14 protein-coding genes and 1 pseudogene are annotated in these 16,163 nt (G+C 40.7%); 6 read left to right on the top strand and 9 right to left on the bottom strand.

Features of this window, described 5'->3' with window-relative positions:
* Window positions 1-206 precede the first annotated feature (206 nt).
* From AB4160_RS03315 to AB4160_RS03295, 5 genes and pseudogenes are all read right to left on the bottom strand, one after another.
* The gene (locus AB4160_RS03315; protein WP_372003624.1) at window positions 207-2,282 is read right to left on the bottom strand and encodes a TonB-dependent receptor; all 2,076 of its coding nucleotides are present in this window, start codon (window positions 2,280-2,282) and stop codon (window positions 207-209) included.
* 196 nt (window positions 2,283-2,478) lie between these two features.
* Window positions 2,479-2,988, bottom strand: a complete 510-nt coding sequence (gene luxS / locus AB4160_RS03310) for an S-ribosylhomocysteine lyase (protein WP_102437963.1) — start codon at window positions 2,986-2,988, stop codon at window positions 2,479-2,481.
* 265 nt (window positions 2,989-3,253) lie between these two features.
* A complete protein-coding gene (locus tag AB4160_RS03305; protein ID WP_102437964.1) occupies window positions 3,254-3,553 on the bottom strand; it encodes a BolA family transcriptional regulator in 300 nt (99 codons plus the stop codon).
* A gap of 148 nt (window positions 3,554-3,701) precedes the next feature.
* Window positions 3,702-4,052, bottom strand: a pseudogene (locus AB4160_RS03300) (alpha-ketoglutarate-dependent dioxygenase AlkB family protein); the annotation flags it as partial.
* A gap of 21 nt (window positions 4,053-4,073) precedes the next feature.
* On the bottom strand, window positions 4,074-4,358 hold the full coding sequence (locus AB4160_RS03295; RefSeq protein ID WP_372003622.1) for a hypothetical protein: 285 nt from the start codon (window positions 4,356-4,358) through the stop codon (window positions 4,074-4,076).
* Between the two features lie 336 nt (window positions 4,359-4,694).
* On the opposite strand from AB4160_RS03295, the gene AB4160_RS03290 reads away from it, so the two are divergent.
* Complete coding sequence (locus tag AB4160_RS03290; protein ID WP_372003620.1) at window positions 4,695-6,386, top strand: diguanylate cyclase; 1,692 nt, start codon at window positions 4,695-4,697, stop codon at window positions 6,384-6,386.
* On the opposite strand, the gene AB4160_RS03285 is transcribed toward AB4160_RS03290, so the two are convergent.
* Window positions 6,363-6,719, bottom strand: coding sequence for a winged helix-turn-helix domain-containing protein (locus tag AB4160_RS03285; protein ID WP_102437967.1), 357 nt, complete (start codon window positions 6,717-6,719; stop codon window positions 6,363-6,365). The genes AB4160_RS03290 and AB4160_RS03285 overlap by 24 nt on opposite strands.
* Before the next feature lie 160 nt (window positions 6,720-6,879).
* On the opposite strand from AB4160_RS03285, the gene AB4160_RS03280 reads away from it, so the two are divergent.
* Window positions 6,880-7,632, top strand: coding sequence for a PH domain-containing protein (locus AB4160_RS03280; protein WP_102437968.1), 753 nt, complete (start codon window positions 6,880-6,882; stop codon window positions 7,630-7,632).
* Window positions 7,625-9,304, top strand: a complete 1,680-nt coding sequence (locus AB4160_RS03275) for a PH domain-containing protein (protein ID WP_372003618.1) — start codon at window positions 7,625-7,627, stop codon at window positions 9,302-9,304. Before AB4160_RS03280 ends, AB4160_RS03275 begins: the two co-directional genes overlap by 8 nt.
* Window positions 9,305-9,400: 96 nt before the next feature.
* Here the strand turns inward: AB4160_RS03275 and AB4160_RS03270 are convergent, their stop codons facing one another.
* A complete protein-coding gene (locus AB4160_RS03270; protein WP_102437970.1) occupies window positions 9,401-9,832 on the bottom strand; it encodes a universal stress protein in 432 nt (143 codons plus the stop codon).
* A 382-nt stretch (window positions 9,833-10,214) separates the two neighbouring features.
* On the opposite strand from AB4160_RS03270, the gene AB4160_RS03265 reads away from it, so the two are divergent.
* From AB4160_RS03265 to AB4160_RS03255, 3 genes are all read left to right on the top strand, one after another.
* Window positions 10,215-11,639 carry a coniferyl aldehyde dehydrogenase gene (locus AB4160_RS03265; protein WP_372003616.1) on the top strand — a complete coding sequence of 475 codons (1,425 nt, stop codon included), beginning with the start codon at window positions 10,215-10,217 and terminating at the stop codon, window positions 11,637-11,639.
* Between the two features lie 153 nt (window positions 11,640-11,792).
* Window positions 11,793-12,404: a TetR/AcrR family transcriptional regulator gene (locus AB4160_RS03260; protein ID WP_102477138.1), complete on the top strand. Its 612-nt coding sequence runs from the start codon at window positions 11,793-11,795 to the stop codon at window positions 12,402-12,404.
* A gap of 275 nt (window positions 12,405-12,679) precedes the next feature.
* Window positions 12,680-13,165: a VOC family protein gene (locus AB4160_RS03255; protein ID WP_372003615.1), complete on the top strand. Its 486-nt coding sequence runs from the start codon at window positions 12,680-12,682 to the stop codon at window positions 13,163-13,165.
* Between the two features lie 266 nt (window positions 13,166-13,431).
* Here AB4160_RS03255 and AB4160_RS03250 read toward each other — a convergent pair whose 3' ends face one another.
* Both AB4160_RS03250 and AB4160_RS03245 read right to left on the bottom strand, forming a co-directional pair.
* Window positions 13,432-14,778 carry a S41 family peptidase gene (locus AB4160_RS03250; protein WP_102531955.1) on the bottom strand — a complete coding sequence of 449 codons (1,347 nt, stop codon included), beginning with the start codon at window positions 14,776-14,778 and terminating at the stop codon, window positions 13,432-13,434.
* Between the two features lie 915 nt (window positions 14,779-15,693).
* Window positions 15,694-16,080 carry a ribosome recycling factor family protein gene (locus AB4160_RS03245; RefSeq protein WP_102438627.1) on the bottom strand — a complete coding sequence of 129 codons (387 nt, stop codon included), beginning with the start codon at window positions 16,078-16,080 and terminating at the stop codon, window positions 15,694-15,696.
* Window positions 16,081-16,163 lie beyond the last annotated feature (83 nt).

Below are 16,163 nucleotides of genomic sequence, written 5' to 3'. Positions count from 1 at the left end.
TCAAATAGGGTGTGGAACAGTCTGATTTAACGTCATTGAATGCAATATTTCAGTAACACAGGCACTATAACATTAATTTTAAAAGAAATAATATAAGAAGTGATTTACGGATTTGTTAACAAAATTCGCTTTAGTACGAGCTAAAATAGCCCATACTAAAGCAGAATTAAAACAAGCACCTACAAGAGGAAGAAGAGGTGAGACAGTTAAAATCTGGCCTGATATCCAAGGTAACTCAGCATCTCGCCTTGAGAAGTAATGCCTAAATTAGACTGTTGACTGACTAAATCCTCGTCAAGTAAGTTTTCTATACGCAAATAAACTTCGTGCACATTAGAAATATGATAGTTAGCTGCTAAGTCTAGCTTCCATTGTGTATCAATTTGTTCACCGCCATTAATGGCAGTGGCATAACCCATTTCTGATTGATATAAAGCTTGGGCGATGACACTAAATTGACCCATTATTAAGCCCGCATTTAAAGCTAATTGTTGCTCAGGTACCCAAGGAAGTTGTTCGCCTTTTACATAAAGACCGATTAAGTCGTTAAAACCAGAGTCTCCAAACTCAGCTTGGCTGTATTGGTATTGAGCAGAAAGAGGGATTGAAAAGCTATCAAAGCCGACAGTGTAATCGACCGACAAGTCGATGCCGTTAACGGACGTATCGTTAAAATTGTCTTGTACATAACGCTGTGAATAATCACACGCCATACTCCACATACAAGTCACATGTTGATTATCAAAGTCTTGTACGTAAGCATTTAAACCAACATTTAGTGCATCATTGCTATAGCCAAGTGCTAATTGATACTGCAGCGACTCCTGCGCTTGTTGCAATGCATTGCCCGCTGATGCAGCTGTCCAAGCTTGCTTAGCTGAAACAGCCGCTTTCCAAGCACCTGTGGTATAGGCAATTTCGATTGCCGGGATCCAGCCATCATCAGAAAAATCAGCCGCCTCTATGCCATAGGCTTCAACGTCAATTTCGCGAGTAGTACTGACACTTTCAAAGCTCAAGCCTAAGTTTATCGACAAAGCGCCATAGTTGAGTTTGGCGTCAGCGCTGGTAATGAGTACGTTAACATCGTCGATATAAGCTAGCAGCGCATTATCAATATTGGTGCTCGCAAGACTTCTATCTTGGCTCCAGGTCCAATCTTGCTGGCCAAAACGCATTTTGGCTTTATCTGAATGAAACAGCGCACCATAGGTCACTTGATGAGCGCCATATTGACTTACACCTTCCGTTTGCAAGCCATAGCCCGAATATTGATTATCTTCAAGCATAGAGCCTAAAGCCAAACCGCCTGTTGTCGGGGCTTTATCAAAAGCTGAAATCGCTGATAATTCTGTTGTACCAATAAACACGCCAGATAACGAGTTTAATTGCGAGATTTGCTCATCATAGGATTGGTAATAAAAATCGGACATCACCACCGAGCCATCACTAAGATTAACAATATGGCTCACTTGATACTTATGGCGCTGGCCTTCACGGTTATCTTTTTCGGTAGCCGAATACGCCCTACCCGGTTTAGCCTGCCAATCTTGGCTGGTTAAACCGATATTGGAGTGATCATTTTCTGAGTTAGTGTATTGGTACATAAACTCTGTCGTTTGTGGGTTTCTAGCGCCAGCAAGACTATCAGCATTAATTTTGAACATGATATCGGTTTGGCTGTGGTCGCTATCAAGGTTGGTCACAAAACCTGTTTCTTCGGCGGTATTTTGGTAATCCACCGCAAACAGCATGCCGTATTCTTTATTTAAGCCACTGGCAATGGCGCCCACGCGGCCACCACCATTATCATTAATTTCGATGTTAGCCTGAGCATCTAATTTTGTTGGGCTGATCTGCGCCGTGGTGTAATCCACACTACCAAAAGCCCCTTTACCGCCTTTTGTCACTCCAGTCATGCTGGCTGTAGTCACTTGGGTTTGTAAGGCTAAATTCGGTTGTAACACTAAATGAGGCGCTGAATAAGGAGACGGTGAAAAGGATACTCTATCTTGAGAAATCGCAATGCCATTGACCGCGCCGCGATGACTGATGTCAGTGGTTTGCCCCATGGCAGCAGGCATGATTGTCATTCCTGACAATGCTAGGGGTATTGTACTGCTGCGATAATGAAATGGAGCTGTCTGAGGCTGGTCGAGTACAACAGTATTATTTGATTCATCCAAGGATGCCGTCACAGAGCTTGCAGCAAAACTTGAAGAATGACACACAAACAGCACAGCAGAAGCAATTACAGACAAGCTGAATTGGCCTTTAGACATGGTTAACTCCCAAAATACATCATCGGCATCGCAATCCGCTACGCCTTTATTATTATAAATAACATCCTATTACTAACTTTTAACAATAACGTTTTCATGCAAATAAAAACAGTATTTTAATAAAATTAACCACAAAAAAAACAAAGCGGCCGAAGCCGCTTTGGTGTCAAACTAAAACCTAGGATTAACAGCTAGCCTATAGCGTACCTAAAATGTCGTCACTCAATTTAAGGTCATCATTACGATTGACACTTACACCAGCGGCAATGATTGCACGAGCAATATCTTGGGCTTGATCAAGTGAGTGCATGTCATAAGTGCCACACTGATACTCATTTAATTCAGGGATCTCACTTTGTTCAACCACTTTAAGTACATCACCCATTGCTGCAAGCCACGCATCGGCAACAACCCGCTCTGTCGGCTGACCAATTAAGCTCATGTAAAAACCGGTGCGACAACCCATTGGCGATATATCAATAATTTCTACCGAGTCACCATTCAAATGATCACGCATAAAACCGGCAAATAAGTGCTCAAGGGTATGAATACCACGTTCACTTAAAATATCTTTATTTGGCGTACAAAAACGCAAGTCAAATACCGTAATGGTGTCACCTTTAGGTGTACTCATATGCTTTGCGACACGCACAGCAGGAGCTTCCATTCGTGTATGATCAACAGTGAAACTATCAAGTAAAGGCATGACTCATTCCTTAAGGCTAAGTAAAAGATGTTTGGCATCATAGCATCAAAATTGAAACCAGACAGCTATGTAAACATGGGATAAACCGGAGTTATCTTCATGTAATAACCTGTCTGTGTGACAAACTGATGACCGATACTTATTACTTTTATTAAAACACTAAAGACTAAAAAGCAAAAAACCTCATCTAAAGACGAGGTTTTGATTTTTAAGCTAATTTGGCTAGTTTGCCTTAATCTACAATGACCATAAGTGGCCTTATGGATTAACCTTTACAATTTGGCGTTTTAGGCACTGCATCTAATGCTTGCCACTCAGCCTGAGTATATGCATTAATGGAAAGTGCATGCACGCCGTTGGCTAACTCATCCGCTAACACAGCATTTATTGCTCGGTGGCGGGCAATTAATCGCTGCGCTTCAAACTGCTCACTCACCACCACCACTTTGAAGTGTGTTTCTGAGTTAGGCGGCACATGGTGGCGATTGCTTTCATTAAGCACATCTAAATGTATCGGACTAAAAGACTGGTTCAGTTTATCGCTAATGATTTGTTCAACTGACATAACAAACTCTTTATAACTACATTTTAAAGTTTGAAGACTACTGCTTAACTCCCCATAAATCAAACTAGCCAGTCCGCAATCTGATTTAAGTGGCAATTTTAGTTAACAATGCAAGCTAACCTAGTAAGTTAAAGATTACGCTGATGAATTATCCCTTCAATTGATGATAGCCGACAATTAACTGCCTAAAGGTTAGATTTAACCGACAGTTCTTAACCTTTAAACGCTTTGGTACTGCATGCTGCCACTGTGATTGCATCCCTTGATGCATAATGAGTAAATCACCGCTTTCAAGCTCAACGTTTTGTTTTATATTGAGGCTTTTATGCCGTAAGGCAAAAGTTCGACTGGCGCCAATACTGACTGACACAATTGCGCTATTGGCTACTATTTCAGGCTCATCATCACTATGCCAGCCCATAGAATCTAAACCGTTTTGATAACGATTAACCAATACCCCGTTGCAATTAAACTGCAGTTCATCCCGCAGCCGCTGCCTTAAATCTGCTAATAAGTGTGGTCAAGGCTGCGGTGAAATTAATAAAGAAGAATATTGATATTCACAACCAGGATCAGCAAACCATACTTGAGCGCGAGGGATAGGATGCTGTTTACCAAAAAGCGTAATTATCGGTTTTTCAAAGAGGTAGCTATCGGCATCGGCTAGCAACTGTTGCTGCTCCCCGCGTGATAAAAAGCCCTTTATATACGTTATTGGCGCGCCATGGCTCTTGGATTTAGCGCAGGGGCTATTTTGATTGTCACTGCTGTGCTGATCAGATAATTTAAACTCGATTTGTTTCACCCCCGCCCTCCTTTTGCCTCTTAAAGAGAGGCTAACGTTGACAACCGACACTTTGTGACTAATCCTTTAGTATATCAATACATTATTTTACACTTTTCTAACATTAACTCACTAAACTTTATGAGAGCCTAAAATTACAACGTAAGCTGTTTTATTAAGCTAGGTGAACCGCCTTAATGTTTATCCCAACACCGTCATTGCAGCAGCGCCGCCACTATCTTATCGGCGGTTTTAGCACTGTTAGTCTATAAAAGATAAAGGTAGTTTATTGCACTTATGAAATGGATATTGGATCTGCTTGTCAATCTAAGCATTATGTTCTGCTTAAGCATTGCCATGTTCAACATCAGCAATGCCCATGCTGAAAAGCTCAACTTAACTGAGACTTACACCGCGCCAATAGGCCAATCTATAGGGTATTACACCGAAACAGATCGTATTAACGCATCGCAAGCTTATCAATTATTCCGTAATGGCCACTTCCAGTCAGGCAGCGAGGAAATTAGCAACTACGGCATCGGCTCTAACCCTGTATGGATTAGTCTATCCATTAATAATCCAACTCAAACTCTGATAAACCGCATCATCCACTTTGATAATTACTGGCTCGATGAAGTCAGTGCTTATTGGCTAAGCTCAGATAGAATTGCTCATTTTGAGCACCAAGGTGATCTATCGCTATTTTATAAACAACCGACTTTTCAACCCAGCTATAATTTTCAATATAGCTATCCACCAGGTATAACCACGGTATTAATTAGGCTTCAAACCTTAGATGCCATGGTCATTCCGGTATATTTATTTGATGAAAGCCAAAGCGCTCAAAACAGTATATTTAACTCCTATAGTTACGGTTTTTTATACGGCGCGATTATTGCGCTGCTGATTTATAACTTTATTTTATTTTTAGGCTTACGTCTGAGAAGCTACTTTTACTACTGCCTATACCTGCTTAACTTTCTAATATTAAATATGGCATATAGCGGTCATGGTTCGTTATGGCTTTGGCCAAATTCGCCTTATTGGCAACAATGGGCTGTGCCAATCCTTATGGTCACCTTCTGCTCCAGTGGCATTGTATTCGCGTGCCACTTTTTACGTCTGCGATATCAACTGCCGCTATTACATAAGATCTTAAAAAGCTTATGCGTACTTTTTCCAATATTGATGCTGTTGGCAGTGATACTGCAAGACCGAGTATTAGGGTTGATTTTTGCTTTTGATTTGATGCTGTTATTCAGTGGCTTGATGATTGTATTAGGGGTGCTGTCATTAAATTTCGGCAATATTTCCGCACGGTTATTTTTACTGGCTTCAATATCATCAATGATAGGTATTGCCATAACCGCGCTTGCGGTGTGGTCATATATTCCATTTAATGACTTTACTTATCGCGCTGCTGAAATAGGGGTAGGTATTGATATACTTTTACTGGCATTAGCATTAACTGAGCGATTTAGACGAATCGAAAATGAAAAACTGATCGCAGAAAAGATGGCTCAAATGGATCCGTTAACCCTGCTTAATAATCGCCGCGCTTTTTACCAATTAGTGGAGCCGCAATTTAATCAAGCCAATGGCACTATGGAATCGCCGAGTAATACCCCTTCTATCGTAATGATTGATATCGATAAGTTTAAAGATATTAATGATAAATATGGGCATATTTTTGGTGATTTAGTCTTGGTTAAAGTCGCATCTATCATTAGAGATACCCTACGAAAAAATGATATTGTGGCGCGCTGGGGTGGCGAAGAGTTTATTGTTTTTTTACCGCAAACGGCTGCAAAAGAGGCCGATAGTTTAGCAATGCGGATTTGTGAAAATATTGCCAAACTCAATTTGCAGCACCAACACGTTAAAGTGCAGGTTACAGCCAGTATTGGCATAGTGACCAGTAATGCTGAAATCTATCAATTACCAGCCTTAATTGAACAAGCCGATAAACACCTATATCAAGCTAAACGAGCCGGCAGAAACAGAATATGTAATAGTGAACAGGCATTAACCCATAGCGTCGCCAGTTAAAGATAGCTCAAGTGCTAATGTAATTTTATCAAAATGACTGTTTACCCAAGCTCCATTAATCGGCCCCCAATCCAGCAGCTGATAAAAACCCGCATTGTGTCTTTGCCCCTGCTGTACAAATTGCACATCAATGCCTATGTCAGTGAAAGCTGCTATGTTGTCTTGCAAGGTGCGTCTTGGCATTTGGGTCTGCTTTTGTAATGACAACAAATTATGCTGTTGCTGCTCAATGAGTCCCGCCAGATAGATTTTACGTAAAAATGCTTTTTGCGCTTTAGAGACAGGTCGCACTAAAAATCCATTATTAGCCGCTGCAGCAGTTACTTTTTCCATATTACTCAATCCCATATACTATATAAGCTTAAAGTAATGGATTATGAGTGGTTAAGAAAGACTAATCGACACTTATTATTCATCAATCTCTACCAATCAAGCTTTTAGTAAACAAGCTTTTAGCAAACAGTTGCGACTAACTTAGCAAAAGGATTTATATATGTCGGCCACACCAGAATCAGATGTGACAGTAGCTAGCACCTCAGAAAAACTGCTCATAGCTGAGGCAAAGTGGCAGAGCTATACAGAAGTGACATTAACCAAGGTAGATAAAAACTACCCGAAGCAAATATTCAGCCAAAGCATTGGGCTGTTACTGTTAATATTAGCCGCGTTAGTTGTCGTCATGACATTAAACCAAGCCTTAGGGCGTAATGAATACCTCATCATTAGTGGAGTATTGATTGCCGGAGTCGTGCTGACATTGATCCGCTTTTTGGCGGCTAAAAAGTTGCGCTACGGCGTACTTGAACATGAAATATTAATACGCCAAGGCTTATGGTGGATAAAGACCACAGCTTTACCTTATAGCCGCTTGCAGCATGTGAGTTTGTCGCAAAACCCATTGCAAAGGCGCTTCAACTTAGCCACCATAAAGTGCTTCAGTGCTGGCAGTGGCGCGGCAGAGATTTTCCTCCCGGGACTGAGCTTTACCTTGGCAGAAAAGTTAAGGCAGCACTTACTGAATAAAGCCTCTTATCATCAACAACCGCTCTCCTCAGATATAAGCTCTGACATAAGCTCTAATATAGGCTCTGGCATAAGCTCAGATACAAGCTCTAATATAAGCTCTAATTTAGGCTCCGACATAAGCTCTAATATAGGCTCTGACATAAGTTCAGATACAAGCTCAAATATAAGCCCTGCAATAAACACTGAAAAGCCGCTAACAAAAGAGGCCGCTGATGAGTAACCAGCCAAATGAGCCTCAAAAAGATAACAAGATTTCAGTAGCGCATTCTTCACTGCAAACCTCTGAGAATCCTTCATCACAAGCAAAAAAAGCGACTTCAACGTCAAGCTCAAAATCCACTACAGCTGACAAAAATGTCAATGCCTTAACCCAGTGGCAATCGCTGTCTCCTTGGTCAATGCTAAGCTTTATTTTTGGCAGCGCAAAAGCCATTTTATCTAATGGTTACGCCATCATTCCTGTGGTGTATGCCGGTTGGCAGAGTGGTTTTGATTTACAAATGGGCCTGCTCGGCTTTGTTGCGGCAATACTTTTACTGACTATATTTTCATTCATTCAATGGCGAACCTACCGCTTTAAGCTTTCAGGGCAACAACTCAATATTAAACGTGGGCTGTTTTTTACCCGCAAAGATGAAATCCCACTCAACAAAATTCAAAATATTCGTTACAGCCAGCCATTTTATTTCAAGCCATTTAAGCTCGGCACCTTAATCGTTGAAACTGCAGGCTCAAAAGATGACGAAGCGCATTTATCGGCGCTTGACTCAACCCAAGCCAGCAAGCTTAAGCAGCAATTACTGCAACTCGCCCCCGAGCATCAGCTTGCAACTAATGACGCTGTCGATGAAATCAGCACTGAAAACACTGCCGATAGTGTTAACACACCTAGCAATAAAACCCACAAAACGATTGTGGTGCGTAATTTAAAGCAGCTAATCCAATTTGGTTTTTATCAAAATAATTTGATTTGGTTTGCGGTGATAGCAGGCCCCATTATGGGACAAATTAAATGGGAGCAGATCGTGGAGCTTCCTATTATTCAACAGTTTTGGGGCGTTATTGTCAGCTATAGCGGCCCAAGTATTGCTCTGCAAGCCATTGCCATTATGATGACATTGTTGTTGGTATATTGCCTGTTTTCAATAATTTCTATTGTGGCGGCAGTACTTAAATATCATCCTTATACATTAGAAAAACAGCAACAAACCCTGCAGCGCAGCGGCGGGGTGATCTCCCATCAGCAAGACGCATTAGCTATTCGCCGAGTGCAGCTAGTGCACTTTAGTCAGCCATTTTTAGCTAAATTATTAGGCTTATGGACACTGTATTTTAAGCAGGTTAAAGGCCAAGAGGTTGAGCAAAAAACTACTGAGCATATGTTACTGCCCAGCGTTAAAACTGCAGAGATTGCTGCAATATTGGCGCAAATACCGCAATTAGCAGGCGGGACAACTAATATCCCAGCGCGATACCAAGCTATTGCTTTGGCATGGTTTTTAAGACGCGGCTTGTTAATGTACATTCCAGCGCTATTAATTTTAATCTTTACCGGCTTAAATCCGATCTCTGAAGTGGCTTTATTGATTGCTACTGCGGTTATGGGACTAACATTTTTGCGGTACAAGCAGTGGGGCTATGTGATTGAAGATGAAGTGTTATGGCAACATAGCGGCTTATTTGGCCATCATTGGAAACGGATCCCTTATGAAAAAATACAGCACGTATCTATCACCCAAACAAAAGGGCAACAACGCAGCGGTCATGCCTATATCGAAATTGGCCTAGCTAGCGGCAGCTTAACTCTGCCCTATATCGCTGAAAAAGACGCCTTATTCATTGCCGAAAAAGCCATGCAAACCATTAAGCAAGATTACCGTAATTGGATATAAACGCTTATCTTAATGGCATATTGGCTAATGGTGAATAACTGGCTCTAAATAATCAACCAATGCGAGTTAGCGCTAGTTAGCACTTGTTAACTAGCGCTACTTAACCACAAGCACAGGACAACTGGCCTGATTAGCCACCTCTTCAGCAACATTACTGTGCAGAAAATGCGCTAGACCACTGCGTCCATGGCTGGCAATCACCACCATACCAATGTCGCCTTTGTTGGCCTCATCGACAATTTCTTCAATGGCATCACCACGCCTAATTACGGTTTCGACCTTCAAGTCAGTATTTAAATCAGCAAGTAAATTTTGCATTTTGGTGGCCGCAGCCTCTTCCATGCTTTTAGCGAGTTCCTCAGGAGTAATAGCCAAAATCATGTAGTTCTCGTCACCAAGGGGCTGAGAAACCACATGTAAAATACGAATACCCACTTCATATAAATTGGCCATTTCAATGGCATATCGCAGCGCATGGGATGCCGTTTCAGAAAAATCTGTTGGCCATAATATTGAACGTGAACGCATGTGAGTTCCTCCTGTAGATAAAATAAGTGAGCTTTAGCATTAAACAAACTTATCCCACTTATTTAAGTAAATATAGCTAGCGGTATAAAGTAAACTAAAAGTATGAACAATTTCAGTCACTTTTCCATAAGCATCATCACTGTAATCATGACCATAGTTATAAAAAATAACCATCGTTAACATGATAGTTTCAGATACAAACTACTTAAATATCCTCCTAATTAAAGTGTAGTGCAAATAGTAAAAAACCACCTTGACCCAGCTCAAGAATCCAAAGGCTTGCAATTAGACCTAACTCAGCACATACTAAACCGACTAATCAGTCGGTTTTTTTTAATTTATTGAAATGATGTCAGTATCAATATCACTCTAGGAGCGCTTTATGAATATGGCCGCTAACAATGTTCAGCAAAGTCCATTACAACAATTACTTCAGCAGCAACGCCAAGCCTATCAGTCAATGCCTGCGCCTAGTTACCAATCCAGAGTTGATAAACTCAATAAACTCAAAGCCGGGTTGCTCAGTTATAGTGAGCAATTTGTTAGTGCATTAGCCACAGATTATGGCCATCGCTCAGCCAATGACACCATGATTTCAGACATCATGCCTTGTGTGAATAACATCAACTACAGTCTGAAACATCTAAAATCATGGATGAAACCCAATAAACGCCATGCCGGGTTATTACTGTCCCCTTCTTCGGTCACAGTGCATTACCAACCCCTTGGCGTTGTTGGCATAATCGTGCCGTGGAATTTCCCAGTCATGCTGGCTGTTGGCCCGTTAATTACCGCCATTGCGGCAGGTAATCGCGCCATGCTTAAAATGTCAGAATTTACCCCAGCCACCAACCAAGTATTGATTCGCTTATTAGCAGAGATATTTAGCCAAGATGAAGTGGTCGTAGTGGAAGGCGAAGCCGATGTTGCCGCGCAATTCTCAGCCCTACCCTTTGACCACCTATTATTTACAGGTTCTACAACAGTGGGTCGCCATGTCATGCGCGCAGCTGCTGATAACCTCACCCCAGTGACTCTTGAGCTAGGCGGTAAGTCACCAGTCATTGTAGCGCCTGATATTGATATCGATACTGCTGTTGAGCGCCTTATTTACGGTAAGTGTTTAAATGCAGGCCAAATCTGCGTCGCACCCGATTATATTTTATGTCCAGAAGACAAAATCGATGCGCTAATCAGTGCCTACAAAACTCGTTTTAATAACATGTACCCAGATTTTGCCAGTAATGAAGACTATGGCAATGTGATTAACCAGCGCCAATACAGTCGCTTACTCGCGGTACTTGATGACGCCAAACAAAAAGGCGCGACCATTCACCCCGCAACTGAGTTCAACATTGATAGCGAAATACGTAAATTACCAACACAGCTAGTGACCAATGTCAGTGCAGATATGGCCATTATGCAACAAGAAATCTTCGGGCCATTACTGCCGATAATCGGGTATAAAGACCTTGATGAAGCCATTGAATATATCAATAACAATGAACGCCCATTAGCGCTTTATATCATGAGTTTTAACAGTCAAACCCAGCAAAATATTATCCAACAAACTCACTCTGGCGGCGTATGTATTAACGAAACTATCTTCCATGTGGCAGCCGATGACGCGCCGTTTGGCGGCATTGGCCCATCAGGTATGGGCCATTATCACGGTAAAGAAGGCTTTTGGACTTTTAGCCATGCGAAAACGGTGTTAAAAAGCGGCAAGTTCAATTCAGGTTTACTGGTGCACCCGCCTTATGGCACTAAAATCCAAGCCTTGTTGATGAAGTTTTTCTTACGCTAATGCGCTAGATAAATGCCAATAATTGAGTGTGCGATTATCGCCTTGGTGATAAACTCGCACGCTCAAAATCCCGATTAATAAATCGCTCATTCATCAACACTCCTTTAATAAAGAGCCCATTAATAAATAGCTCATTGAAAATACGAACAGCATATGACCCAAACTGTAGCCAACAAAAAACCTAAAGTAGACAAGAAACAAGCGATACTCGATAGCGCTTTACAGCTATTTGTTGAGCAAGGGTTTCATGGCACATCCACCGCATCCATCGCTAAAAAAGCCGCTGTCGCCACTGGGACATTATTTCATCACTTTCCCAGTAAAGATGATTTACTCAATCATTTATTTGTTTCAATTAAACAAGAATTTGCTGATGACATTACTCAAGCATTGTCCACCTTTGACAATGCTGGCGAAGATTTAAAAACCGATGCCGAATACCTTTGGCAACAAGCGATTGATTGGGCCTTAAAGCACCCTATTAAGCAGCGCTTCTTTTTGCAATTTTCTATGTCCAGCGACATTGATGCGGCAATTCGCGGTCAAGCCATGAACGGTATTTTGCATTTTGTAGTGCAGCTTATTAGTAAAGGCCAGCAACAAAAGATTATTGCTGATTTTCCAGTTGCGCTAATGCTTGAAAACTGTCACGGCCAATACCTTGCCGCTATTCGCTATTTTACTGACAACCCGCAATGGGGCAATGACCCAAGTCAGCGCCAAGCAAGCTTTGAATTATTTTGGCGCTCAATGAAAGCTCAGTAATCTACTTTTATATTCAAAACCTCCTTTAAAGCCAGTTAGCTGATGACTGGCGAAAGGTGCTAAGCCTTAACCACGAACCGCTTCAGCAAATCTCTTTCGGCTCCAACCATACAATTGACCCAAGCATGCACTAGATCCAACTATACATTTAACAACAAAATATTATTATCTTTATAAAATTTGATAATTTTATTAAATCATTACTTCGCCCTATACTTCTTCCATCAAAACGAACAAGCAACAACTTAGCAATTAACGTATAAAGCGAGATTATTATGAAAATGAGTCATGTAGGTATTATGGTTGGTGACATGGATAAAGCCGTCGAGTTTTATACCCAAGCATTAGGTCTTGAAATTGTCATGGGCAATTCAACAGTCATCGAAGAAAAACAAACTGCCATTGGTAGAATGTGTATTGCGGTATTTGGTGAGGGTTTTAAAGGTTTTAACATCGCCCACCTCGTCACTTCTGATGGCATCGGCTTTGAGTTATTTGAAATGAAAGACCGCGAAGAAAGACATCATGTCGACTTCACTAAAATCGGTATCTTCCATTACTCGTTAGAAACAGATGACTTTGAAGGCGTTATCGAGCGAGTTGAAAAATTCGGCGGTAAAGTCAGAATGGACATCATGCGCTATCATCCAGAAGATGATAATAAGCCTTACAAAATGGTCTATCTAGAAGACCCATTTGGAAACCTATTTGAACTGTATTCTCATACTTATTCAGAAACTTATTCTTCTGAATACACATAAGAATTAAAGAATTTTAAAAAGCAGCTAACCGTGGTTAGCTGCTTTTTTTGTATTAGAGAAGTTTGTAGGCAAGTATTATTTAAGCGCCTAAATCACTTTTGGACAGAAGCTTGTTGGATTTAAAGTTCTTAAAGTAATGAGTCCTATTAGGAAATGTATGGCAAGTGGATATATGGTAACGCCCAAATAACAGGCTTAAAATTGTTGGCTAGAATAAGCGACGAAGGAGCTAAAGCCAACTGTTTTAAGTCCTTGTTTAATTCTTGTTAGATTTTTTCTTTCAGCTTTTTAATCGCACTAGAAAGCACAATATCTTTTTCTGACCTCAGATGTTCAGGCATACGATTAATAGTAACTTGTGGAGTAATTCCATACCCTACAAACTCTTTCCCATCAGGGTAGCTATCACGCTTAGTACAAATTCTTAAAGAACCGCCACCGGGTAAATCAAAGAAAATAGGTTGTCCGGTACTGCCATAAGTTTTTTCGCCAATAGTTGTAAAGTGCTTCAATTTATCTGCATAAATTAAAAAGTCCTCTGCCGCAGAGGCGGTATGTCTTCCAATAAGCACGTACGTAGGCACTATGTGATTATTACTTTCCTTTGCTTTAAGTAACTCCATAGAGCCAGATTCCCACGCGTTATCTTGGGCATAGTCCTTATACTTTTCACTGTAATTCCCCCATGCCTTGTATGCAGCAATATGCTTTTTAGTTTTCCAAATTGAGCCTTCTAAGTCTTTATTGGTAAAATGAGACAATATTTCAGCAGCAATGCTTGAGTTGCCACCTCCATTAAATCTAAGATCAATAATTAGAGCTTTAGACTTTTTAATATTTCCGTAAGCAGAATTAAAGTGTTGCAAAATTTTTTCATCATGAAACCCGTTCAAAGCTATATAAGCCACTTCATTATCTAACCACTTAAACTCAAATAGTTCTCCATTGGAACTTGGTTGCTTTAAAGATACTTTATCTGCTTTTTGGCGTCGTGAGTTTCTGGTAAGTGTTACATCTTTGAGCACTCCCGATGGAGTCTTTATAGTAAAGTTAACTTTGGTGTTAGGTGCTCCATCTAACATATCTCTTACTGCATTATTCCATAAAATGTGTTCGGTTGAACTAGCAATGTAAGGCATAACATTAGTTTTCAAATGAGTTTTTAAATCAACTCCATCAACAGAGATAATACTAGAGCCTAAGGGAATCTCCGCTTGTAGTTCCCTTTTTACTTTAGTCACTACAGCTTGGTGATTAGCCTCAGTTAAACTTAAAGCTGGCCAGTCTACGTACTTCGAAGAAAGCCCTTTGGGTAAGTAAATATTAGTATGCCCATCTTGTAATAAAGCATTAAATTTCATTAGCTCGCGGTAATACTCGTAAGTTGTTTCAGTAGCTAATACCTTGGAAATATATTCTCTATATGCACTATCAAAATCTAAGTCAGGTACTTGATCAAAAAATGCAAAGTTGTAGCTTGCTTCTTTCCAAAATAATGATAAACCATACAGCTTATCTTCATTTGATAAGTTATCAGGTGAATTTCCAGCCTCTTTGGCTGAAACAGAAATTGATACAATTAACAAAGAAGCTAATAATACTTTTTTAATCATTTAAACTATCCTTAGTAGCTTGGAATGCTGATGTAGGCATAAAAATCTAACAGTATATTAGGCTGAATTCCGAATAAGAACGGTCTTAATAAGAACAGGTCGCCAGTACTTTAATCACTCAAGACTAACAGTAAACCAGTGTATCAACAATGAGTTAGAACATAGAAAGAACTGATTCCCAGTTTCTCCGCCTGAGTGAAACAAAGAACTGTCATCATTGCATAAAGTGCAATGTTCACGCAGGTCTTATATCTTGCGTCCCGCATTAGCTTTTATAAGGCTGAAGCTTTAATTGCGCTACTAACAACTTCTACCAGTGAAAATCATTTTGGGGCATAAATGCGTTACAGCCACCAACTTTATACTTCGTTTATATTGGCTCTTTTTCAGTAGTCCATTACTTCAGTTTAATCTATTGCCTGCCGCAGGTGCTATATAGGATATACGAATGTCGCGATCACATAGTCAATGATGTTCCCTACATCATAATGACATCTAACCCATATCCCTATGAGTTAGATGTGAAACAGCGACCTTATGTGCAGATACAACTGCGAGACGCTGCACTCTTTATATAAGTCAAAAGGCCCATAAACTTTGCCACAACAAATGCCTGTTTTGGTCATATTTGTTCCCGACAAATAATGACTGTTCCCGCCATCCTTGGCAGTCAGAAGCTCGCTGCTGCATCTACACAGGGGTTATTATCTCTTCGATTTGACTGCATTCGTGGCAATAAAAGAGCTAACGTTAGAAATCTATAACATTAAAAGTCTAAAAGACTCAATTTGAATTGAGGTCATCGAGACTCTTTATTCCGAGAACTCGTGAGCTTGGCATGGAAGCCAATTCAAATTGTAATACTTCATCTAAACAGCAACATTGCCCTGCTTATAACACCTTAAAGCATCATCACTAAGAGTCAGCCTCAAAACGAGCCACTCTGGCTTCAGCCTCTGTGCAGCCGGTGCTTTGTATCAACTCAGCTAAGGTGGTACTCGGGCGTTCAGTGAGCAGGCGCACCAGTTTTACGGCTAATGGTTCTAACTTGTCACTATGTTCAAGCAGTGCGATGTTTAGCTTTTTAATCAGGTAGGCAAACTCATTATTAGTTTGCCCTGATAACTGTGCGGCAAAAGACTGAATATTAATGGCATCTCCCACGAGTTGCCAATTGCGAGAACGACGCACTCGCTTAAGCTCACAACCATATTGCGTAGCCATATCTTTAGCCTGCTTGGCGGCGCTGCCACCGATGCGATGAATAAGCGAAGGCAGTGCAATGGTGATATCTTCATTCATAGGAGGATTGGTTAATACTCATTGAGGGCCTTTGATTAATAATGAATCATACCCCAATAACACCAATCTAAACATGAGAAAGC

Source organism: Shewanella sp. 10N.286.51.B8 (genome assembly GCF_041469325.1).
GTDB lineage: Bacteria > Pseudomonadota > Gammaproteobacteria > Enterobacterales > Shewanellaceae > Shewanella.
The sequence above is the reverse complement of the archived record's forward strand: the minus strand, read 5'-3'. Positions and strand labels throughout refer to the sequence as shown.